Below are 21,668 nucleotides of genomic sequence, written 5' to 3' on the forward strand. Positions count from 1 at the left end.
CGCGTCGCTGCTGCGAGCCCCCAAGCGGTGACGTAGGCTCGCGCGGGTGAGCGACATCACCGTCTATCAGCCGGACTTCCTCTACCGGCTCGGCAGGTTCCACGAGAACAGCAGCCTGCGGGTGGGCGCGGACGGCCGCATCCTGCCGGAGGGGCCCATCCCGGCGGGAGCGCGCGTCGTGCGGCTGCCGGGGCGGGTGCTGCTGCCGGGGCTCGTCAACGGCCACTCGCACGCCTTCCAGCGCCTCATCCGCGGCCGCACGGAGTACGTGGCCTCGGGCAGCGGCATGGATGACTTCTGGAGCTGGCGCGAGGCCATGTACCGCGCCGCCGAGTCCCTCAACCCCGAGGAGGTGTACGTCGCCTCGCGGCAGGCCTTCCTGGAGATGGCGCTGGCCGGCATCACTGCGGTGGGCGAGTTCCACTACCTGCACCACCAGTCGGACGGCCGGCCCTACGTGGAGCGCAACGCGCTGGCGTACGAGGTGATTCGCGCCGCGCGGGACGTGGGGCTGCGCATCGTGCTGCTGCGCGTGGGCTACGCGCGGGCGGGCTACCGCGTGCCGGAGAACCCACGGCAGCGGCGGTTCATCGACAAGGACGTGGACACCTACCTGTCCTCGGTGGAGGAGCTCGTCCGGGAGGTGGAGGGCCAGTCCGGGGTGAGCGTGGGCCTGGCGCCGCACAGCGTGCGCGCGGTGCCGCGCGACTGGCTCACCGTGCTGGCGGGGATTCGCGGGCAGCTGCCCGTGCACATGCACGTGGCGGAGCAGCCCAAGGAGATAGAGGCCTGCGTGGCCGAGTACGGCCTGCGCCCGGTGGAGCTGCTCGAGGAGGTGGGGCTGCTGGAGCCTCGCTTCACGGCGGTGCACGCGGTGCACGTGACGGAGGCCGAGGCGCGGATGATGGGGGAGGTGGGAGCCAACGTGTGCGCCTGCCCCTCCACCGAGCGCAACCTGGGAGACGGCATCGTCGCCGCGGACAGGCTGGTGGGGGCGGGCGTGCGGCTGTGCCTGGGCTCGGACAGCCAGGCCACGGTGGATCTGCTGGACGAGGCGCGGCAGCTCGAGGGGCACCTGCGGCTGTCGCGGGTGCGGCGCGCGGTGCTGGATCCCGGCGGCGGCGCGGTGGACGGGCTGGCGGCGCGGCTGTTCGAGATGGCCACGGTGAACGGCGCGCGGAGCCTGGGGCTGCCCACGGGCGAGCTGGCGGCGGGAGCGCCCGCGGACTTCTTCACCGTGGACGTGAACCACCCGTCGCTGGTGGGCGCCAGCCCCTCCTCGCTGCTGGCCAGCGTCGTCTTCGGCGCGGACAAGGCGGCGGTGCGCGAGGTGGCGGTGGATGGACGGCTCGTGGTGCGAGACGGCCAGCACCCGCGCACGGAGGAGTCGGGCCGCGCCTTCCACGCGCTGGCGCGCAGGCTCTACTCGTGAAGGGCTCCGCCCGCTCGCCGATCAAGAAAAAGCAGTGAACGGCGAGCACCGGACACTCACGGAAAATCCACAACCAAAACGCAGTCTTGGAGCGTGTCGACCTCGCCGATTCCACTCTCGGTGAGCCCTGACTGACGCGTTGCGTATTGAGAGGCTTCTCATGAACAGCCTATTTGCGGGTTGTTGGCACAATGCCAATAACCCCGATGGAGGGCTGCGCGCATGAGATTGAGGTGGAACCGTACGTGTTCGATTTCCAGTTCCCTGGTCCTCGCCCTGAGCGTTTCTCAGGCGGCGGCTGATCCGTTGCCGTTGCTGGACATGACAGCCACTCGCGCGCCGTGGGCGGCGGCCTGCCAGGGGAAGCCGGACTCCACGCCGCTGCCGTTGGACGCGCGCACCCTGGTGGTGCCCGGCGTCAACAAGCCTGGGACGGCGGTGCAGTTCAACGCGTTCTGGGTGGACCTGCACAACCCGCCGGCGCCGTTCGTCTCGAACCTGCCGCCGAACCCCAGGACGTGTGGCGAGTTCCGCGCGAGCGCCAACCGGGGCCGCACGAACATGGAGAAGGCCACGTACTTCCAGCCGTTCGGCAACGCGCTGGCCTACTACAACATGTACATGCTGTGGGGTTACGTCTTCCGCCCCGCGGACTTCGACGAGCAGATCATCCGGCGCTTCGGGCTCGCGAAGGCGCCGTTCCGCAATCCCTATCCGATGCCGTGGGAGAATCCCAACCTCACCAATGGCGGCAGCGGGCAGCTCCCGCTGGGCCTGGTGCAGGAGCGGGACTCGAACGGGCGCTATACGGGCAACATCGCGTCCTCCTGTTCGGGCTGTCACGACTCGCGCCTGGGCACGGAGCAGGAGGCCAGCTTCGTGTGGGGCCGCTCTAGCGACGCGTCGGATGCCGGTCTGATCTCCTCCGATACCTTCCGCTCCACGATCTGGGGGACGCCCCTGCTGCTGGCGCCCATCCCCTGGAGCGTGGGCCGTGGCTCGAGTGACGCCATCGGCATCGTGGACATGCTGCCGGCGCTCTTCGACATGGACTCGCTGGGCCTGGTGCCGAGCCTGCTCGAGTTCTTCCCCACGCACGCGGGAGGCATGTCGCGCGCGCCCAACTGGTGGTACCGCGCGTTCAAGACGCGCCAGTTCTGGGATGGCGCGCTCACCTCGGACAACGTCCGCTCGGAGATGGCGTTCGGCATCGCGAACCTCGGCCGCTCGGGGCCGGAGCGCCGCGCGCTGACCGCCGAGTTCGAGGACAACGACAACTTCTTCCTCTCGCTCTCGCCGCCCCCGTACCCCAAGACGATCAACACGGCGCTGGCCGAGCAGGGCGCGGTGCTCTTCCACGAGAGGGACCTGTGGGCGAACGGCGCCAATGCGGACATCCCGAAGACACCGGGCAACGGCTCCTGCGCGAGCTGCCATGGCGTGTACTCGCCTCGCTACGCGGCGAACCCGGCGTTCCTGCCGGACCCTCGGCTCAAGGGCATCTCGGGCGTCATCACGCCCATCGAGACCATCCGGACGGACCCGGCGCGCGTGCAGCTGATGGCGGACGAGCGCAAGCGCAGGGCCTGGGACACGTCCTTCCTGGCCTACAACGACCAGGCGCCCAACCATGGCCCCTTCTACGATGACCCGATCATGAGCGCGCTGCGCCGCGTGCCTCGCAGCGCCTACGACAACGGCAACGGGCCCATCTACTCCCCCGAGGGACCGAACAAGTGGCTGCCGCCGTTCGGCTACATCGCGCCGCCGCTCTATGGCGCCTGGGCCTCCGCGCCGTTCTTCCACAATGGCAGCGTGCCCACCCTGTGGGAGGTGCTGAAGCCGGCCGACCGCTCGCGGGTGTGGAAGCGCCAGCAGACCCCCACCAACAACCTGGGGAACAACGCCGGCTATGACATGAGCTACGCGGCGTATGACTGGAACAAGCTGGGCTGGAAGGTGACGCCGCTGACCTGCGGCGATCGCCCGGCCAACGATCCGTTCATCCCCTGCACCCACGACATGGCGACCATCGACGTGCTGTTCGCGAACGTCGCCAATCTCGTCGCCAGCCACAACTCGCTGGCCTACCAGTCGCCGCCGCCCATCACCGAGAAGCAGATCCGCTCACGGATGATCTTCAACTCGCACCTGTATGGGTTGGGCAACCAGGGGCATGACTTCACCCAGTCGCTCACGGATGGCGAGCGCTGGGCCATCATCGAGTACATGAAGACGCTCTGAGCCCGTCCACCCGTGTGACGGGCCCTCGAGGCCCGTCACATGAGGCGCTTGAAGAGGCTGAGCTTGCCGCCATAGGGCGGGTAGCGCAGCGCCATGTCGAGCAGAAAGGGCCGCTTCACCACGCTCTTCCTGTGGCTGAAGGCATCGAAGCTGGCCTGGCCGTGGTAGCCGCCCAGCCCGGACTCGCCTACGCCACCAAAAGGCAGCCCCTCGGCGGCGAAGTGGACGCACACGTCGTTGGTGACGGCTCCGCCGCTCGAGGTCTCGCGCAGGACGCGCTCGTTCACCGAGGCGTCGCGCGCGAAGCTGTAGAGGGCCAGCGGCTTCGGGCGGGCGCGCACGAAGCGGATGGCGTCCTCGATGCTCGGACAGTCCACCAGGGGGAGCAGGGGGCCGAAGATCTCCTCCTGCATCAGCGGGCTCGTCACGGGCGCATCGGTGATGACGGTGGGGGCGAAGAAGCGGCTGGCCGCGTCGCGCTCTCCGCCGAAGGCGATCTTCCCGTGGGCCGCGAGCGCGGAGATGCGCTCGAAGTGGCGGGTGCTGATGATGCGGCCGTAGTCGCCGCTCGTCCGAGTGTCATCGCCGTAGAAGCTCCGGACGGCCTTCTGGACCAGCTCGGTGAAGCGGCCCTTGAGCTCGGGGGGAATGAGCACGTAGTCCGGCGCGATGCACGTCTGCCCGGCGTTGACGTACTTGCCCCAGGCGATGCGGCGCGCGGTGACTTCCAGGTCCGCGCTCCGGTCGATGATGCAGGGGCTCTTTCCCCCCAGCTCCAGGATGGTGGGCGTGAGGTGTCTGGCGGCTGCTTCGGCCACCACCCGGCCCACCTGCGTCCCGCCGGTGAAGAAGATGAGATCCCACCGCTCGGCGAGCAGCGCCTGGCTCTCCTCGACGCCCCCCTCGACCACCGAGACGATCTCCGGCGGAAACGCCTCGCTGAGCATCCGGCGGAGCACGCTGGAGGTCGCGGGTGCCAGCTCGCTGGGCTTGAGCACGGCGGTGCAGCCCGCGGCGAGCGCCCCGATGAGGGGCGCGATGGACAGCTGATAGGGGTAGTTCCAGGGGGCGATGATGAGCGTCACCCCCAGCGGCTCCGAGTACTGGTAGGCCCGCGCGGGCTGGATGACGATCGGCGCCGAGCCCTTCCTCGGCTTCATCCAGCCCTTCAGGTTCTTGAGGGCGTTCTTGATCTCACCGTAGATGCTGCCCGCCTCGGTGAGGAAGGCCTCCTCGGGGCTCTTCGAGAGGTCCGACTTGAGGGCGGAGAGGATCTCCGCCTCGTACTTGTGGGCCACCCGATCGAGCGCCTGGAGCTGTTCCCGTCGCCACTGGAGCGGGAGCGTGACTCGGGTCTCGAAGTAGGCACGCTGTTTCTCGACGAGCGCCTTCGCGTCGAACGAAGGCGGGACGGCCGCGGGGCGACTGGGACTCTGGACCATGGAACGACTCCTTGGAATGGGAGCGGGCTACTTCAGGCACTCGCCCTTTTCAGCCTTCTCGACGAGCGACGCCGGCGGCAGGAAGTGCTTGCCGTAGCGCTCGGCGAGCTCGCGGGCGCGGGTGACGAAGCCGCGCAGCCCGGTGCCGGTGCGCCCCTCGTAGCCGTTGATGTACTGCACCACGCCCCCCGTCCACGCCGGGAAGCCGATGCCGAGGATGGAGCCCACGTTCGCGTCCGCGGTCGAGCGCAGCACGCCCTCGTCGAAGCACCGCACCGTGTCGATGGCCTCGGCGAACAGCATGCGCTCCTTCATGTCCTCGAAGGGGATGGTGTAGCCGGGCTTGGTGAAGTGCTGGGAGAGCCCCGCCCAGAGGCCCGTGCGCTTGCCGTCCACGTAGTCGTAGAAGCCGCCTCCGGTGGAGCGGCCCTTGCGCCCGTACGTGTCGATCATCGCGTCCATGACGGGGTAGCTGCCGTGCTCCATCCACGGCTGGCCCGCGGCCAGGGCGGCGGCCTTCGTCTCGAGGCGGATCTTCCGGGGCAGGGTGAGGGTGAGTTCGTCCATCAGCTGGAGCGGCGCCGCGGGGTAGCCGGCCTGGAGGCCCGCCTGCTCGATGGAGGCGGGGGAGATGCCCTCGCCCACCATGGCGATGGCCTCGTTGAGGAAGGTGCCGATGACGCGGCTGGTAAAGAAGCCCCGGTTGTCGTTGACGACGATGGGCGTCTTCCCAATCTGGACGGCGATGTCCATCGCCTTCGCCAGCGTGGCGTCGCTCGTCTTCTTGCCCGCGATGAGCTCGAGCAGCGGCATCTTGTCCACGGGGGAGAAGAAGTGCATGCCGACGAAGTCGGCCGGCCGCTGCACGCCCTCGGCCAGCAGGGTGATGGGCAGCGTCGAGGTGTTGGAGGCCAGCACCGCGTCCGGAGCGACCACGCCCTCGATCTCCTTGAAGACCTGGTGCTTGAGCTTCACGTCCTCGAAGACCGCCTCGATGACGAGATCACACCCCGCGAGCGCGGAGGCCTCCGTGGTGGCGTGGATGCGCGCCAGGAGCGCCTCGCCCTTCTCCTTGGTGGACTTGCCCTTCTGGATGGCCTTCTCCACCAGGTTGACGGAGTACTGCTTGCCCTTGTCGGCGGAGGCCTGGCTCACGTCCTTGAGCACCACGTCGATGCCGGCCTTGGCGCAGACATAGGCGATGCCGGCGCCCATCATGCCCGCTCCCAGGATGCCGACCTTCTTCGCCGTGTGCTGGGGGTAGCCCTTGGGACGGCTGCCGCCCGAGCTGATGTGCTGCATGTCGAAGAAGAACGCCTGGATCATGTTCTTCGCGACCTGGCCGGTGGCCAGCTCGGTGAAGTAGCGCGACTCGATGGTGAACGCGGTGTCGATGTCCACCTGCGTGCTCTCGACGGCCACGGCCAGGATGGCGCGCGGCGCCGGCATGTTGGCGCCCTTGAGCTGCTTGCGCAGGTTGGCGGGGAAGGCGGGCAGGTTCGCCGCGAACGACGGGTTGGACGGGGTGCCGCCCGGAATCTTGTAGCCCTTCTGCTCCCACGGCTGCTGCGAGCTCGGGTTGGCCTTGATCCAGGCCCTGGCCGCGGGCAGGAGCGCGTCCACCGAGTCCACCACCTCGTGCACCAGGCCCACCTCCTTGGCCTCCTGGGGACGGTAGCGCTGGCCCTGGAGGAGGACCTTCATCAGCGCGTCCGTGATGCCGAGCATGCGCACCGTGCGCACCACGCCGCCGCCGCCGGGCAGCAGCCCGAGCGTCACCTCGGGCAGGCCGATCTGCGCGCCCTTGACGTCCGCGGCGATGCGCCGGTGACACGCGAGCGCGATCTCGAGGCCGCCGCCGAGCGCCGCGCCGTTGATGGCCGCGACCACGGGCTTGCCCAGGGTCTCCAGGATGCGCAGCTGCGCCTTGATCTCCTGGCCCAGCTCGAAGGCCTGCTTCGCGTCTTCCTTCCTCAGGCGGATGATGTCCTTCAGGTCTCCGCCCGCGAAGAACGTCTTCTTGGCGGAGGTGAGGATGACGCCCGTGATGTCGGCCTTCTCCTTGGCCAGGCGGTCCACCGTCGCGCGCATGGACTGCACGTAGGCGGAGTTCATCGTGTTGGCGGACTGGCCCGGGTCATCCATGGTCAAGACCACGATGCCGTCGTTGTCGCGTTCCCAGCGGATGGTGTTCTGTTCGCTCATGGGGTTTTGCTCGAAAGGGTGTCGAAAGGAGAGGGAGAGGGGATCAGACGCGCTCGACGAGGGTGGCTACGCCCATGCCGCCGCCGACGCACAGGGTGACGACCGCGCGGCGCGCCTTGCGCCGCTCGAGCTCGTCCACCACGGTTCCGAGGATCATGGCGCCGGTGGCCCCGAGCGGGTGGCCCATGGCGATGGCGCCGCCGTTGACGTTCATTTTCTCGCTCGGGATGCCCAGGTCCTTCTGGTACTTGAGGACCACGGAGGCGAACGCCTCGTTGAGCTCGAACAGGTCGATGTCCTTGATGGACAGGCCGGCGATCTCGAGCAGCTTCCGGGTGGCGGGGATCGGCCCGGTGAGCATGATGGTGGGGTCCGCGCCGGAGGTGGCCACGGCGGCGATGCGCGCCCGAGGCGTCAGCCCGAGCGCCTTGCCGACCTTCTCCGAGCCCAGCAGCACCAGGGCCGCGCCATCGACGATGCCGGAGGAGTTCCCCGGCGTGTGCACGTGGTGGATCTTCTCCACGAAGTGGTATTTCTGCAGCGCCACGGCGTCGAAGCCACCCGCCTCGCCCATGGCGGTGAAGGACGGGTTGAGCTGACCGAGCGTGGCCACGGTGGTGTCCGGGCGCATGTGCTCGTCGCGGTCGAGCACGGTGAGGCCGTTCTGGTCCACCACGGGGATGACGGAGTTCTTGAAGTAGCCGCCGGCCCAGGCCTTGGCGGCGCGCTCCTGGGACTGGACGGCGTAGCGGTCCACGTCCTCGCGGGTGAAGCCCTCCATGGTCGCGATGAGGTCCGCGGAGATGCCCTGCGGCACGAAGTAGGTGTCGTAGTTGGTGGCGGGGTCCATGGCCCAGGCGCCGCCGTCCGAGCCCATGGGGACGCGCGACATGCTCTCCACGCCGCCAGCGATGACCAGGTGCTCCCAGCCCGAGCGCACCTGCTGGGCGGCCGTGTTCACCGCCGTGAGGCCGGAGGCGCAGAAGCGGTTGAGCTGCACGCCGCCGGTGGTCTGCGGCAGGCCCGCCGCGAGCACCAGGGTCCGGGCGATGTCCGCGCCCTGGTCCCCTACCGGGGTGACGATGCCGAGCACCACGTCATCGATGCGCTGAGGGTCCAGGCCCGGGTTGCGCTTCTTGAGCGCATCCACCAGGCCGACGAGCAGCGACAAGGGCTTGATTCCGTGCAGCGCGCCCTTCTTGCCCTTGCCTCGAGGGGTGCGAACGGCGTCGAAGATGAAAGCTTCCTGGGTCATCGTGGGTTTCCTTGGGAAACGGTGGAGGGGTTCTAGAGGGAGCGGGCGATGAGCTCTTTCATGATCTCGTTCGCGCCGGCAAGGATTCGCAGGACGCGGGTATCGGCGAACAGATGGGCGATGGGGTACTCCTTCATGTAGCCGTACCCGCCGAACAGCTGCAGGCACCTGTCCGCGACGATACACGCCTGGTCGGTGATCCAGTACTTGGCCATTGCCGCCGTGGTGACGTCCAGCTTGCCTTGTAGGTGGGATTCGATGCAGTCATCGATGAAGGAGCGGCAGACGCGCCGCAGGGTTGCACACTCCGCCAGCTCGAAGCGCGTGTTCTGCAGGGCGAACAGCGGCTTGCCGAAGGCGTGACGTTGCTTGGTGTACTCCACCGTCACATCCACGGCGCGCTCCAGGCTCGCCATGCCGATGATGGCCGTGCTCAGTCGCTCCTGGGGCAGCTGCTGCATGAGCTGGATGAAGCCCTGGCCCTCCTCGCCGCCCAGCAGGTTGACGGCGGGGACCTTCAGGTCGTCGAAGAAGAGCTCGGTGGTGTCCTGGCCCTTGCCGCCGAGCTTCTCGAGGATGCGGCCCCGCTGGAAGCCGGGCGTGGTGTCGCCGACCTCGGCGCACAGCAGCGAGATGCCGGCGTGGCCCTTCGCGTCCCCGGTCCGCGCGGCGATGATGAGGAAGTCGCAGACGTAGCCGTTGGAGATGAACGTCTTGGCTCCGCTCACCCGGTAGAAGTCGCCATCACGCACAGCGCGGGTGGAGATGGCCTGGAGGTCCGAGCCCGTCCCTGGCTCCGTCATCGCGATGGCGCCCACCCACTCGCCGCTGGCGAGCTTGGGCAGCCACTTCTTCTTCTGGGCCTCGGAGGCGTAGGCCAGGATGTAGTGCGCGACGATGGTGCAGTGCACCGCGAAGCCCATCGAGGGGTCTCCCGCGCGGATCTGCTCCTCGATGAGGATGGCCTCGTGCGCGAACGTGCCGCCGCCGCCGCCGTAGGCCTCCGGGATGGACATGCACAGGAGCCCCAGCTCGCCCGCCTTCCGGTAGAGCGCCTTGTCCGGGTACCCCTGGGCCACGTGCCTGGGCACGTTGGGGAGGACTTCCTTGGTGAAGTAGCTGGCCGCGAGTCCTCGCACCTGCTCCAGCTCATCCGAGCTCCACCGGGGGCGTGCCGTCATGTCTGCCTCTCTCCAATGATGTACCGCTCTAGAGTCCGAACGTCTTGCCGATGATGTCGCGCTGGATCTCGCTGGTGCCGCCGAAGACGGTGGAGATGACCGTGGCGCGCAGGTGCGACTCCATGTCGTACTCGGTGGCGTAGCCGTAGCCGCCCATCATCTGCATGCCCTCGAGCGCCACGCGCTTGGCCGTCTCGGTGGTCTTCAGCTTGGCCATCGAGGCCTCGCGAGGGAGCATGCGCTCGGGGGCCTCGTCGACCATGGCGGCCACGCGGTAGACGAGCAGCTCGCAGCAGTCGAGCTCCATGGCGAGGTCGGCGATGCGGTGCTTGATGGCCTGGAAGGAGCCGATGGGCTTGCCGAACTGCTTGCGCTCCTTCACGTACGCGACGGCGTCATCGAAGGCGCGGCGGCCCCGGCCGAGCATGCTCGCGGCGAGGATGAGCCGCTCGCTGTTGAGCCCCGCCATGAGCTGGGGCCAGGCCTGGTCCACCACGCCCACCACGGCGCTCTCGGGCACGAAGCAGTCGGTGAGGAAGACGTCATTGACGTCCTTGCCGCCCAGGGTGGGGATGCCGCGAACCTCCACCCCCGGGGTGCTCACGGGGATGCAGAACATGGTGAGCCCCTCGTGCCGCGAGCCCGAGGCCTGGGTGCGCGCCACGAGCAGCAGGTGGTCCGCCAGATGCGCGTTCGAGCACCACGTCTTCTGCCCGTTGAGGACGAAGCCTCCCGAAGTCCGGGTCGCCCGGCAGCTGAGCGCGGCGACGTCCGAGCCTGCTCCGGGCTCGGAGATGGCGATCGCCTCCACGCGGCCCCGGGTGATGCCGCCGAGGACCTTCTGCCGCTGGGCCTCCGTACCGAACTTCGCGTAGGGGCCGGCGGCGACCGCCGTGGTGATGTAGCCGCCCACCGGGGCGAGCCAGTAGGAGGTCCGCTCCGCGAAGATGCAGATGTCCGTCATCCCGCCGCCCGAGCCGCCATACTCCGGGGAGAGGCCCGCGCCGAGCCAGCCGAGCTCGGCCATCTGGGCGTAGAGAGAGGGGCTGTGGGTCTCGGTGCCGTCCCGGGCCAGCGCATCGCGCTGGGCGCGGGTGCCGACCTTGGCGCGGCAGAACGCGTCGATGGAGTCCGCGAACGAGGCGTGCTCCGGTGTTCTCACATGCATGGCTGGCATGGCGGGCCCTTGGGTGGGGTGGCGGGTGAGGGGGTCAGTCGTTGGCGTCGCTGGCGTAGAGCGTGGCGATGCGCTCGGAGTATTGCTGGACGAGCACGCGGCGCTTGAGCTTGAGGGTCGGCGTGAGCTCGCCCGTGGCGGGAGACCACGTCTCCGTCACCACCTCGTAGCGCTTGATCTGCTCGGCGCGGGAGAGCCGGGTGTTGATCGAGGCCACGAGCGACTCGAGCTCGACGAGCACCGCCGGCTCACGGATGAGCTCGGCCACCGAGCTGGCCGCGAGGCCCCGGGCCTTGGCCCAGAGCGGCGCCGCCTCCGCGTCGAGGCAGATGAGCGCCGTCACGTACGGCCAGCCATCTCCAATGGCGATCGCCTGGGCGACGAGGGCGTGCGCGCGCAGCAGGCCCTCGATCTTGGAAGGCGCGATGTTCTTGCCGCTCGAGGTGATGAGCAGCTCCTTCTTGCGGTCGGTAATGGTGAGGAAGCCGTCCGCGTCGAGCGTGCCGATGTCGCCGGTGGCCAGCCACCCGTCCGCGTCGACGGCGCTGACGATCTCGCCGTTGGCGGCGAGGTAGCCGGGGAACACGATGGGGCCACGGACGAAGATCTCCCCATCCGAGGCCAGCCGGAGCTCCAGCCCGGGGATGGGCCGGCCCACGGCGCCGATGCGGAAGCTGTAGGGGAGGTTGAACGTGGCGCAGCCGGTGGTCTCGCTCATGCCCCACACTTCGAACACCTTGATGCCGAAGCCGCCGAGGTACTCGAGCACCTCGACGGGGATGGGCGCCGAGCCGCTGCTCGCCCACTCGAGCGCATCCATTCCCAGCGTCCGGCGCAGGGGCTTGAGCACCGTGGCGTCCGCCTCCGTCACCTTCCTCGCGAGCTCGGGCGGCACGGCCTTTCCCGTGCCTTCGAGGCGGAAGGCCTCCACCGCCAGCGCGTGGGCGGCGAGGATGGCCTCGCGCTGAGGGGCCGGGAGCGTGCCCAGCTTCGCCCGCAGGGCGCTGGCGAGCTTCTCCCAGACGCGCGGCACGCCGAAGAACACCGGGGGGCGCACCTTGGCCAGCAGCGGCACCACGCCCGTCGGATCCGCGCAGATGTGCACGTGCAGCGCCTTGTAGAGGGCGCGGTAGAAGCCGAGCTCGCGCTCCGCGATGTGCGCCAGCGGGAGATAGGCCACGGAGGGGACCTGCATCGGGACGGGGATGCAGAGGTCCACCGCGATCGCCTCGTAGAAGGCATTGCGGTGGGTCAGCACCACGCCCTTGGGATCTCCGGTGGTGCCGGAGGTGTACATCATCGCGATGGGGTCCTCGGGACGGATGCTCTTCCAGCCATCCTCGAAGGTCGCGGGGTCCGCCCGGTGCAGCCGGCGTCCCTCGGCCTCGAGCTCCTCGAAGGAGACGAAGCGCTCATCCCCGACCGGGATGGCCGCCTTGTCGATGACGACGATGCCCTTGAGCGCCACGAGCGTCTCGAGCACCGGCCGCCACCGGGCGACCTCCTCCGCGCCCTCCAGCACCACCACCGTGGCCGCGCTGTGCCGAGCGACGTAGCCCACCTGCTCGGTGCTCAGCGTCTGGTACGCGGTGCAGGGGATGGCGGAGAGGTGGACCGCCGCGAAGTCGACGACCCAGTGCTCGGGTCGGCTCGACATCATGATCATCATCCGCTCGCCCTTCTTCAGGCCGAGCGTGGCGAGCCCGCGGGCGACCGCCGCCGTGCGTTCGCGCAGCTGGGCCCACGTGAGGGTCGTCTCTCCGGCGGTGAGCGCCGGAGAGCTGCCGTACTCCTCGGCGTTGCGCTTGAGCAGGAGCGGCAAGGTGAGCTTGTCCGCTCGTGAGCTGCTCTGCGCTTCCAGGTCTGCGAACGAAGCACCCATGGGTACCCCCTGCGGTTCACTGGCCAGCTGCTCTGTCTGCGTTCACTTCAGGGATCGACGTAGAGATCGAGCAGGACGTCGGGGCCGCCCCCGTAGCGGCTGAAGTCGGTGACGCCCTCGGCGCGGAGGACTTCCTCGTCGATGAAGGTGTGCCCGGTGCAGTCGCGCGGCGAGCGCCGGAGGATGGCCACGGCCGCATCCGCCATGATCTCCGGCGAGCGGGCCCGCTGCATCGACGTGTCGCCCCCGAGCAGGTTCTTCACGGCGGCGGTGGCGATGAGCGTCCGGGGCCAGAGCGCGTTCGCGGCGATGCCGGCCTCGGCCAGCTCCGCGGCCCAGCCGAGCGTGAGCAGCGTCATCCCGTACTTGGCCATGGTGTAGGCCGGGTGCTGCCCCATCCAGTGAGGCGCCAGGTTGACGGGGGGCGAGAGCGAGAGGATGTGCGGGTGAGGGGAGCGGCGCAGGTGCGGGAGCGAGGTGCGCGTCAGCAGGAACGTGCCCCGGAGCTGGATCTGCTGCATCAGGTCGAAGCGCTTCACCGGCAGCTCTTCGGTCTTGAGCGGCGCGAGGGCGCTGGCGTTGTTGACGCAGAAGTCGATGCCGCCGAAGCGCTTCACGGTCTCATCCACGGCCCGCCGCACGTCCGCCTCTTCGCGCACGTCGCCGACCACCGCGAGCGCCTTGCCTCCCGCGGCCTCGATCTCCGCGGCCGCCGTGTGCACCGTGCCCGGGAGCCGGGGATCCGGCGTGTCCGTCTTCGCCAGGAGCGCGACGTTGGCGCCCAGCCGTCCCGCGGCGATGCCGATCGCCAGCCCGATGCCGCGGCTGCCTCCGGACATCAGCAGCGTGCGTCCCTCGAGCGGCCTCATCGCTTGGGCCCCGACCGGGGCGGCCGGGAGTCACCGCGCGCGGGTGGAGGCTGCTGAGCCAGCTGCGGGAAGACGTCGCGGACGATGGTGATGAGCGACTCGCTGAGGAGCAGGTGCGCGTCCTCTCGCGAGAGCGTTCCGCTGCGGATCCACTCGCGGATGGTGGCCTTCACCAGGCCGCCGTAGGAGCGCATCATCGCGCGGTGCCGCACGTCGCTGCCGACCTCGACCTTGAGCCCGAGGAACTCCAGCGTCTTCGCGGCGGCGACGTCATCCGCCTCCGAGAGGATGCGCTCGACCTCGGGATCCGCGCCGATGCCCCCCGGGCCGGTGACGGCCACGTAGGTCTTTCCGTGGACCGCCACGGTGTCCAGGTACCACGCGACGCTGCGCTCCACCCGCTCTCGTAGGGTTCCAGTCATGGGCACGCTCTCCTCGAGGCCGGGCATGCGCAGCATCCTCTTCACGACCTTCAGATAGAGGTCCCGTTTCTGCCCGAAGTAGTGGTTGAGCAGGCCTCGCGCGACACCCGCCTCCTTGGCGATGTCCGTCGTGGAGACCTCCGCGTAGGGGCGCTCGCCGAACAGCCGCATGGCGCACTTGAGGATCTGCTCCCTGCGCTCGTCCGGCTCGAGCCTCTTCCAGCGTGGGGCGGCGTTCTGGCTCATCGCTGCTGCTCCCGCCAGGGCAGGAACGGGGGCAGGTCCCGCTCCACCGTCCGGGTGAACTTCGCGGGCCGCTTCTGCAGGAAGGACATCACGCCCTCCACCGCGTCCGCGTTCTGGCCCAGGGTCGCGATGAGCTGGCTGTCCAGCTCGAAGGCGGGCTCGGGTGACGGCAGCGCGCTCATCCGGTAGAGCGCCTGACGGATGACGGCCACGGACACCGGCGCGGTGTTCTCGACCAGCTCGCGCGCGAGCGCATAGGCGGCGTCCAGGAGCGCGTCGGGCTCGTGGAGCGACTTGAGCAGGCCCGCGCCGAGCGCCTCCTCCGCCGGAATCAGCCGGCCACTCACCATCCAGTCCATCGCGCGTCCCATGCCGACGATGCGCGGCAGGAACCAGCTCGAGCCGGCCTCCGGGTAGATGCCGCGGCGGCTGAAGACGAAGCCGAAGCGGCTGTCCCTGGCGGCCAGGCGGAAGTCGGCGGGGAGGATCATCGTCGAGCCCACGCCCACCGCGGCGCCTCGGACGGCGGCGATGATGGGCTTTCGGAGCGCGAACATCCGGCGGGTGACACGCGTCGCCGGCTCGACCCAGCCGCCCTCGGGCAGCTCGGTGCGCGCCGCCTCGAACGACTGGCCGCTCAGGTCCGCACCCACGCAGAAGTCCCTGCCGGCACCGGTCAGCACGACCACGCGCACCTCTTCGTTCGCGTCGGCGGCCTTGAGCGCTTCGTCCAGCTCATCCGCCATGGTGATCGTGAAGCCGTTCCGCGCTTCGGGACGGTGCAACTCCAGGGTTGCGACCCGGTCCGCGACCGATGACCGGATGTGCTGGTAGCTCATGAGTGAGGTTCCTGTGGGATGGATAATGGGAGCTTGTTGGCAGACTGTCAATAGTGGCTCCTGCTCGGTGAAGGAGTGAGCTTAGAGGCCGCGGTGCGTCATGCGGGAGTGGACTGGAAGCTCGGGGTGCGAGACGGTCAACCTCCCGCGAACCGATGGTTCGGGTCGCGCCTTCCCTGAGCTGGCTCGGAGGCTGTACTCGTGAATGACACGCTGCCCGCGCTGCGCACCACGCTGACGGAATTGGTCGCGCTGGACACCACCTCGGTGCGGCCCAACGCGCCGCTCATCGACTATGCGCAGGCGCGGCTGGAGGCCGCGGGCTTCGTGGCCGAGCGCCAGCGCTATATGGATGACGCGGGCGTGGAGAAGGTGAACCTGGTGGCGGTGAAGGGCGGCAGCGAGGGGCGCGCGGCGCTGGCGCTGGTGGGGCACTCGGACTGTGTACCGTATGACGCGGCGTGGACGGATGCGCTGCGGCTGACGGAGCGGGACGGGCGGCTCTACGGGCGCGGCGCGTGCGACACCAAGGGCTTCATCGCCTGCGCGCTGCATGCTGCCACGCGGGCCGAGCAGCTGAAGGCCCCGCTGATGGTGGTGCTCACCGCGGACGAGGAGGTTGGTCTGGTGGGCGCCAAGAAGCTGGTGGAGGCGGGGAAGGGGCGCGCGCGCCACGCCATCGTGGGAGAGCCCACGCGCCTGGTGCCAGTGCGAGCCAACAAGGGCTACTGCCTGGGCGAGGTGGAGGTGCGGGGCAAGGAGGGGCACAGCGCGTATCCGGACACCGGGGCCTCGGCCATCTTCCGGGCCGGGCGCTTCCTGCAGCGGCTGGAGCAGGTGGCGCTCACGGTGCTGCGCGAGGAGCGGGACGAGAGCTTCGAGCCGCCCTTCACCACGGTGAACGTGGGGCTCATCTCCGGCGGCAAGGCGAAGAACATCCTGCCGGGCGTGTGCCGCTTCACCGTGGAGTGGCGCCCCATCCCCGGCCAGTCGCCGCGGCGGGTGGTGGAGCTGATGGAGTCCATCCGCCAGGAGCTGGTGAAGGACGAGCCGGCCTACGAGGCACACATCCGCGTGCTGCGGACGGATCAGGGCGTGAGCACGCGGCCGGACGCGGAGGTGGTGCGCTTCCTGGCCGAGGCCACGGGGAACGCGCCCGAGACGGTGTCCTTCGGCACGGAGGCCCCGCAGCTCACGGCGCTGGGCGCGGAGGCGGTGGTGTTCGGCCCGGGAGACATCCGGATCGCCCACCAGACAGGCGAGTACGTGCCCATCGATGATCTCGTGCGCTGCGAGGCGGCGCTCTCGCGCGCCATCACCCGCTTCTGCGGAAGCTGAGCCCCGGCGTCAGCCGTCCCTGGCTGCCTGCCTGCTGGGCAGGGCTGCCCTCCGCCTCCAGCGCGAGCCGTGGAATGCCTGCCGCTCCGGTGCCCCGTGCCTACCGTGTGCGCTAGGCAACGTGGAGGGAAGGCCCATGGCTCATTTGAGAAGGCGGCATGCACTGGTGGCAGTGCTCGGGACGTCTCTGCTGGTCCTGGGAGGCTGCGCGGGACATCGAACCGAAGTGGAGGACTCCTGGATCGCCCGGGTCCCCGAGGAGAACCTCGGAGACGTGCGGCAGGCCCAGGCCGCCCGGCACCAGGCGGCGGACGCGGTGATGCGCGCGGACGTGTCGATTGGCGACGCGGAGCGGGCGCTGGACGTGGCGCGTCGCAACGTGGAAGCGGCCAAGCACCGCATGGACGCGGAGAAGGCCACGCTCGAGGCGGCTCAGGTCACCGGACAGCGGAGTTCCATCGATCAGGCCCAGGCGCAGATCCGCGCGGCCGAGGTGGACCTCGCGGCCGCTCGGGCCCATGTGGGCTGGCGCAAGCAGAACGTGGATGCGTGGCGGGCACAGAAGGTGCTCCGCGAGCGTGAGCTCGAGGTGGCGGAGGCCGAGCTCGCCATGGCCCGCTACGTGGCCCTGAAGGAGCACGGAGACATCCGGGTGCAGGACATCTCCGAGAGGGATCTGCAGGCGGCCATCAACGACGCCCAGCGCAAGACCACGGAGGCCCGGCGCGAGGCGGACTCGAAGGCCCAGCAGGCGCAGCAGGCCCGCGTGCAGTGGGAGCAGTTGCGCGGGCAGGCCCGGGGCTACGGCGGCAGCGGCTGGAACCGGCGGTAGGCGCTCAGCGCAGGGCCTCCAGCTCCTCCAGGTGCGTGAGCACCTCGCGGGGATGCTGGGCGTCCTGCAGCCGGGTGGCGAGGCCGTGGCTGGCCAGGCGCGCCACGTGGGCCAGGCGCATGAGCCGGGCCCGGCCCCGGTCTCCGCCCACCAGGACGATGAGCAGGCGCAGCGGCTGTCCGTCGGGTGTGTCGTGGCGCAGCGGCTTGCCCAGCGTCACCAGGGCGGCCATCGGCGTCAGCCCCTCGATGATGGCGTGGGGAACCGCCACGCCATTGCCCACCGCGGAGGAGGCCTCGGCCTCGCGCCGCGCCAGCTCCTCGGCGAGCCGGGCCGCTGGCACCCCCGGGGTGGCGCCGCAGATGCGTCCGATGGCCATGTCTCGCGCATCCTCCATGGCCGCGCAGGACAGCTTGAGGATGACGCGCTCGGGGGTGAGCAGCGGCGCCAGGGCCGGCGCGGACTCCTCGCGGGAGGCGCCCCGCGCCGGGAACTCCTCATCCAGGAAGTCGCGCACCCGCGCCAGCTGGCTGCTGGAGAGCCGCCTGCGCGCGATGTCCAGGAAGAGCGTCCCGGCGCCGGGCACCTGCTCCAGGTAGCTGGCCACGAAGGGGTTCACCCGGTGCGCCACGTCCATCAGCAGCGTGGGGGGCACGTCCAGCTCGCGCGCGATGGCCGCGAGCCGCTCGGGCGTGGGGACGGCATCCAGCCCATGCTCCACGCGGCTCAGGTAGGCGCTGGACACGCCGATGCGCCGGGCCAGGTCTCGTAGTGACAGGCCCGCGTCGACGCGCAAGAGCCGGATGGTTGCTCCCAGGTGCATACGCCGCCTCTCAGGCCACCGTGCCGTCGGTGGTCCGCAGGCCCTCCTCCTCCGTCACGGGGACCTGCTCCACGATGGGAGCCGGGCGACGCACCACGAGCAGCGACACGGGGGACTCCTGGATGATGCGCTCGCGGTGCAGGCCCCAGCGCCGGTCCTCCAGGCCCCACTCCTGGCCCGCTCCGACGACGATGAGATCGTAGCCTCGCGCCGCCTCCTCCAGCGCGGCCTCCTCCGGCGTCTCGTGCTGAACGACCTTGAAGGAGACCTGCCGCCCCGCCTCCGGGAACAGCTCCTCCACCTGGGCGCTCGCCCGCTTCTTGTGGTCGGGCGAGGTGACGTGGAGCACCGTCACCTCCGCGTCCGCGTGCTTCAGGAGTCGGCGGGCCAGCGCCAGCGCCGCGCGGTCGTGCGAGCCCCCCATGAAGGGGACCAGCACCCGCCGCACGCTCGACAGCCCCCGGTCGACGAGGACCGCGACGTCGGTCCGGGCCTCCTGCATCACCTCGTGGACGGTGCCGCCGAGCACCGTCTGGCTCAGCAGCGGCTTGTGCCAGCCCAGGAGGATGAGGCTCGCCTGCTTGGCCTCGGCGGTGCGGCAGATGTCCGTGCCCGGGTCGGTCGAGACGAAGGACAGGGGCCGCACCGGGAGGCTCAGCTTGCCGGCGCGCTCCATCAGCGGCGCCAGCGCGGACTCGCTGGGCGGCTGTGCCTCGTGCCGCAGGTGGAAGGAGGCTCGCTCCGACGAGGGGATGAGGTGCAGCGCGTAGAGGTGGGAGGTGTCCCTCTCCACGCCCATGAGGGCGTTGGCGAGCGTCACCATCCCCGGGCCCGTGTTCCCGTGCGAGACGCACATCATCAGGCTGAAGGAGGGGACGGCGGCCACGGGCGCGCCGGCGGCCGGCACCAGCCGATCACGCGCCATCTGCTCGGCGGGGTAGATCCAGCGCAGCAGCGGGGTGGTGAGGAACGTCGTCACCAGCGCCATCACCACCATCATGGTGAAGAGCTTGGGAGAGATGACGCCCAGGTCCAGGCCGATGTTGAGCACGATGAGCTCCATCAGGCCGCGGGTGTTCATCAGGACTCCCACGGCGCCGGCCTCGCGCCAGCGCATGCCCGTCAGCCGCGCGGCCACGGCGCTGCCGCCGAACTTGCCCAGGCAGGCCAGCAGGATGATGGCGCCGCAGATGAGCCAGGAGTCGGCGCTGTTGAGCAGGCCCACCTGGGTGCGCAGGCCGCTGTAGGCGAAGAAGACGGGCAGCAGCAGCACCACGGCCACGTCCTCGAGCTTCTCCGCGAGCGACTCGGCCAGCCCGCCCTCCTTGGGGATGATGGCGCCGAGCATGAAGGCCCCGAACAGGGCGTGGATGCCGATGAACTCGGTGGCCCAGCTGGAGGCCAGCAGCAGCACCAGGGTGGCGGCGACGACGTTCTGGGTGAGCCCCTCACGGCTGGCCACGCGCGCCCCCAGCCTCGCCAGGAAGGGGCGGACGGCGAACAGCATGAAGGCGATGTAGAGCATCGTGAAGAGCGTCGTCCACGCCGCGTGCGTCACGTCCGAGGCCCGGACGATGGACACCACGAAGGCCAGCAGGCACCAGCCCGTCACGTCATCCACCGCCGCGCAGGTGATGGCGATGGCGCCCACCCGGGACTGGAGCAGGCGGCGCTCGGTGAGGATGCGCGCGAGCACCGGGAAGGCGGTGATGCTCATCGCCACGCCCATGAAGAGGACGAACGAGGTGAACGACACCCCGGGCTCGGCGAGGATGCGGTAGAGCCACAGCGCCGCGGCGCCAGCGCCCAGCGCGAACGGCACGACGATGCTCGTGTGGCTGATGGCCACCGAGGCGTGGCCCCGACCCTTGAGCAGCTTCGGGTCCAGCTCCAGGCCGATGAGGAACATGAAGAGGATGAGCCCCACCTGGCTCAGCATCTTCAGGATGCCCATGGAGCTCTGGGGGAAGAGCGTCTCCATGGCCTGCGGAGCCAGCCACCCCAGCAGGGACGGCCCCAGCAGGATGCCCGCGACCACCTCCGCGATGACCAGGGGCTGTCCCAGCCAGCGCGCCCCCTTTCCGATCAGCCGGGAGACGCCAATGATGACGATGAGCTGGACGATGAGCAGCGTGAGCGGGCTTTGCGCGAAACTGTGCATGAGGTCTCCATGGGCCCGGGTGATAAGTAGGTCCTTATCAACCGGATGCGCGATGCGTCAACCCAGGGGACCGGGGCCGTGTCCTCTGTCCGCCTGGCTGGCGAGAGGCCTGGTCCACACGCCGTGAAGCCGTGTCTTGCCGCTCGCGGCGGGAGGGTGCTAGCGAATCGGCCTCCCTATGCGCCTCTCCCACTTGCTGTCCGTGTCCACCGTCTCGCTCCTCCTGCTCGCCGGCTGTGACAAGGGCGGGCAGGGCTCGACGTCCGCAGCGTCCGGCTCCGGCTCCTCGGCCGCCGCGAAGGGCACGCCGGTGGTCACCTTCGAGGGGGGCGCCGTCACCCTGGAGCAGCTGCAGGGCTACATCTCGCAGATGAACCCGGCGGCGCGCACCCGCATCGAGTCGCTGGAGCAGCGCCGCGAGTACGCGCAGGGGCTGGCGCGCTTCGAGCTCTTCGTCACCGAGGCGCGGCGCCGGGGGCTGGAGAATGATCCGGAGGTGCGGGAGGCGATGAAGCGCGCCATGGTGCAGCGGCTGCTCTTCAAGGAGTTCGACGAGAAGGCGCCGCCCATCTCCCAGGAGGAGCTCGCCGCCTACTACGAGTCGCACAAGGCCGAGTTCGTCCAGCCGGCCCGCGCGCGCTACTCGCACCTGCTGGTGCCCGCGCCCAAGGACGGGCCCGAGCGCGCCGCGAAGAAGAAGCTCGCTCAGGCCCTGCACCAGAAGGCCAGCAAGCTCCAGCCGCTGGACTTCGATGCCTTCGATGCGCTGATCGTCGAGGCCTCGGGCAACCCGGCCGCGAAGCCCGCCGAGGCGGACACCCACCTGGTGACGCCCGACGAGCTGAAGGCGCGGCTGGGAGCGCCCGTGGCGACCGCCGCCAGCCAGCTGAAGCAGCCCGGAGAGCTGGCGCCCGTGGTGGAGTCCGAGCTGGGCTTCCACCTGCTCAAGCTCACGGACCTGCGGCCCGAGAAGAACCAGACCCTGGACGCCGTCAGCACCGTGCTGCGCTCGCGCATGGCCCGCGAGCGCAGGGACGCGCGCGTGGCGAAGTTCACCGAGGAGCTCCAGGAGCGGGCGAACTTCAAGACGGATGAGGCGGCGCTCCAGAAGCTCCAGGTGGATCTCCAGGCGCCGCAGGCGGCATCCTCGGGCCCGGTGCCCGGCTTCCTCCCCTCGCCGGCGCCGAGCCGCTGACGGACGCTCGAGCCTTCTGGAACACGGGAGCGCTCCAACCCGTCGTGTCCTTTTCAGGCCCCCCTGGGTTGCGTACAGTGGGTGATCTCCGACGCAGAGCGTCGGGGAGGGGCTGCCCCGCGGCA

General features: G+C 69.8%; 16 protein-coding genes. 5 read left to right on the forward strand and 11 right to left on the reverse strand.

Annotated features, from left to right (window positions below):
- Window positions 1-46 precede the first annotated feature (46 nt).
- On the forward strand, window positions 47-1,432 hold the full coding sequence (locus KY572_RS14030; protein ID WP_224243107.1) for a formimidoylglutamate deiminase: 1,386 nt from the start codon (window positions 47-49) through the stop codon (window positions 1,430-1,432).
- Between the two features lie 222 nt (window positions 1,433-1,654).
- Window positions 1,655-3,676, forward strand: coding sequence for a rubber dioxygenase RoxA (roxA, locus tag KY572_RS14035; RefSeq protein ID WP_456077666.1), 2,022 nt, complete (start codon window positions 1,655-1,657; stop codon window positions 3,674-3,676).
- A 35-nt stretch (window positions 3,677-3,711) separates the two neighbouring features.
- Here roxA and KY572_RS14040 read toward each other — a convergent pair whose 3' ends face one another.
- Genes KY572_RS14040 through KY572_RS14080 form a run of 9 tightly spaced genes read right to left on the reverse strand, consistent with a single transcriptional unit; the run spans window position 3,712 to window position 15,194 of the window.
- Complete coding sequence (locus KY572_RS14040) at window positions 3,712-5,118, reverse strand: aldehyde dehydrogenase family protein (RefSeq protein ID WP_224243109.1); 1,407 nt, start codon at window positions 5,116-5,118, stop codon at window positions 3,712-3,714.
- 27 nt (window positions 5,119-5,145) lie between these two features.
- Window positions 5,146-7,323, reverse strand: coding sequence for a 3-hydroxyacyl-CoA dehydrogenase NAD-binding domain-containing protein (locus KY572_RS14045; RefSeq protein ID WP_224243110.1), 2,178 nt, complete (start codon window positions 7,321-7,323; stop codon window positions 5,146-5,148).
- Between the two features lie 43 nt (window positions 7,324-7,366).
- Window positions 7,367-8,578 carry an acetyl-CoA C-acetyltransferase gene (locus KY572_RS14050; protein ID WP_224243111.1) on the reverse strand — a complete coding sequence of 404 codons (1,212 nt, stop codon included), beginning with the start codon at window positions 8,576-8,578 and terminating at the stop codon, window positions 7,367-7,369.
- Window positions 8,579-8,610: 32 nt separating this feature from the next.
- Window positions 8,611-9,759, reverse strand: a complete 1,149-nt coding sequence (locus KY572_RS14055) for an acyl-CoA dehydrogenase family protein (RefSeq protein ID WP_224243112.1) — start codon at window positions 9,757-9,759, stop codon at window positions 8,611-8,613.
- Between the two features lie 28 nt (window positions 9,760-9,787).
- On the reverse strand, window positions 9,788-10,936 hold the full coding sequence (locus tag KY572_RS14060; RefSeq protein ID WP_224243113.1) for an acyl-CoA dehydrogenase family protein: 1,149 nt from the start codon (window positions 10,934-10,936) through the stop codon (window positions 9,788-9,790).
- A 34-nt stretch (window positions 10,937-10,970) separates the two neighbouring features.
- Window positions 10,971-12,818, reverse strand: coding sequence for an AMP-dependent synthetase/ligase (locus tag KY572_RS14065; protein ID WP_224243114.1), 1,848 nt, complete (start codon window positions 12,816-12,818; stop codon window positions 10,971-10,973).
- 47 nt (window positions 12,819-12,865) lie between these two features.
- The gene (locus KY572_RS14070; RefSeq protein WP_224243115.1) at window positions 12,866-13,687 is read right to left on the reverse strand and encodes an SDR family oxidoreductase; all 822 of its coding nucleotides are present in this window, start codon (window positions 13,685-13,687) and stop codon (window positions 12,866-12,868) included.
- The gene (locus KY572_RS14075) at window positions 13,684-14,355 is read right to left on the reverse strand and encodes a TetR/AcrR family transcriptional regulator (protein WP_224243116.1); all 672 of its coding nucleotides are present in this window, start codon (window positions 14,353-14,355) and stop codon (window positions 13,684-13,686) included. The genes KY572_RS14070 and KY572_RS14075 overlap by 4 nt, the downstream gene beginning before the upstream one ends.
- The gene (locus KY572_RS14080) at window positions 14,352-15,194 is read right to left on the reverse strand and encodes an enoyl-CoA hydratase-related protein (protein ID WP_224243117.1); all 843 of its coding nucleotides are present in this window, start codon (window positions 15,192-15,194) and stop codon (window positions 14,352-14,354) included. Before KY572_RS14080 ends, KY572_RS14075 begins: the two co-directional genes overlap by 4 nt.
- A 201-nt stretch (window positions 15,195-15,395) precedes the next feature.
- Between KY572_RS14080 and argE the strand changes: the two genes are divergently transcribed.
- The gene (gene argE, locus KY572_RS14085) at window positions 15,396-16,532 is read left to right on the forward strand and encodes an acetylornithine deacetylase (protein WP_224243118.1); all 1,137 of its coding nucleotides are present in this window, start codon (window positions 15,396-15,398) and stop codon (window positions 16,530-16,532) included.
- A gap of 226 nt (window positions 16,533-16,758) precedes the next feature.
- Window positions 16,759-17,364 (forward strand): hypothetical protein, encoded by a 606-nt coding sequence (locus KY572_RS14090; protein WP_224243119.1) that lies wholly within the window; start codon window positions 16,759-16,761, stop codon window positions 17,362-17,364.
- Between the two features lie 4 nt (window positions 17,365-17,368).
- Here the strand turns inward: KY572_RS14090 and KY572_RS14095 are convergent, their stop codons facing one another.
- Together KY572_RS14095 and KY572_RS14100 are read right to left on the reverse strand one after the other, a co-directional pair.
- A complete protein-coding gene (locus KY572_RS14095; RefSeq protein WP_224243120.1) occupies window positions 17,369-18,187 on the reverse strand; it encodes a helix-turn-helix domain-containing protein in 819 nt (272 codons plus the stop codon).
- A 10-nt stretch (window positions 18,188-18,197) separates the two neighbouring features.
- A complete protein-coding gene (locus KY572_RS14100; protein ID WP_224243121.1) occupies window positions 18,198-20,348 on the reverse strand; it encodes a cation:proton antiporter domain-containing protein in 2,151 nt (716 codons plus the stop codon).
- A gap of 178 nt (window positions 20,349-20,526) precedes the next feature.
- Here KY572_RS14100 and KY572_RS14105 point away from each other — a divergent pair, with 178 nt between their 5' ends.
- The gene (locus KY572_RS14105; protein WP_224243122.1) at window positions 20,527-21,543 is read left to right on the forward strand and encodes a peptidyl-prolyl cis-trans isomerase; all 1,017 of its coding nucleotides are present in this window, start codon (window positions 20,527-20,529) and stop codon (window positions 21,541-21,543) included.
- The last annotated feature ends 125 nt before the right edge of the window (window positions 21,544-21,668 follow it).

The organism is Hyalangium gracile, assembly GCF_020103725.1.
GTDB lineage: Bacteria > Myxococcota > Myxococcia > Myxococcales > Myxococcaceae > Hyalangium > Hyalangium gracile.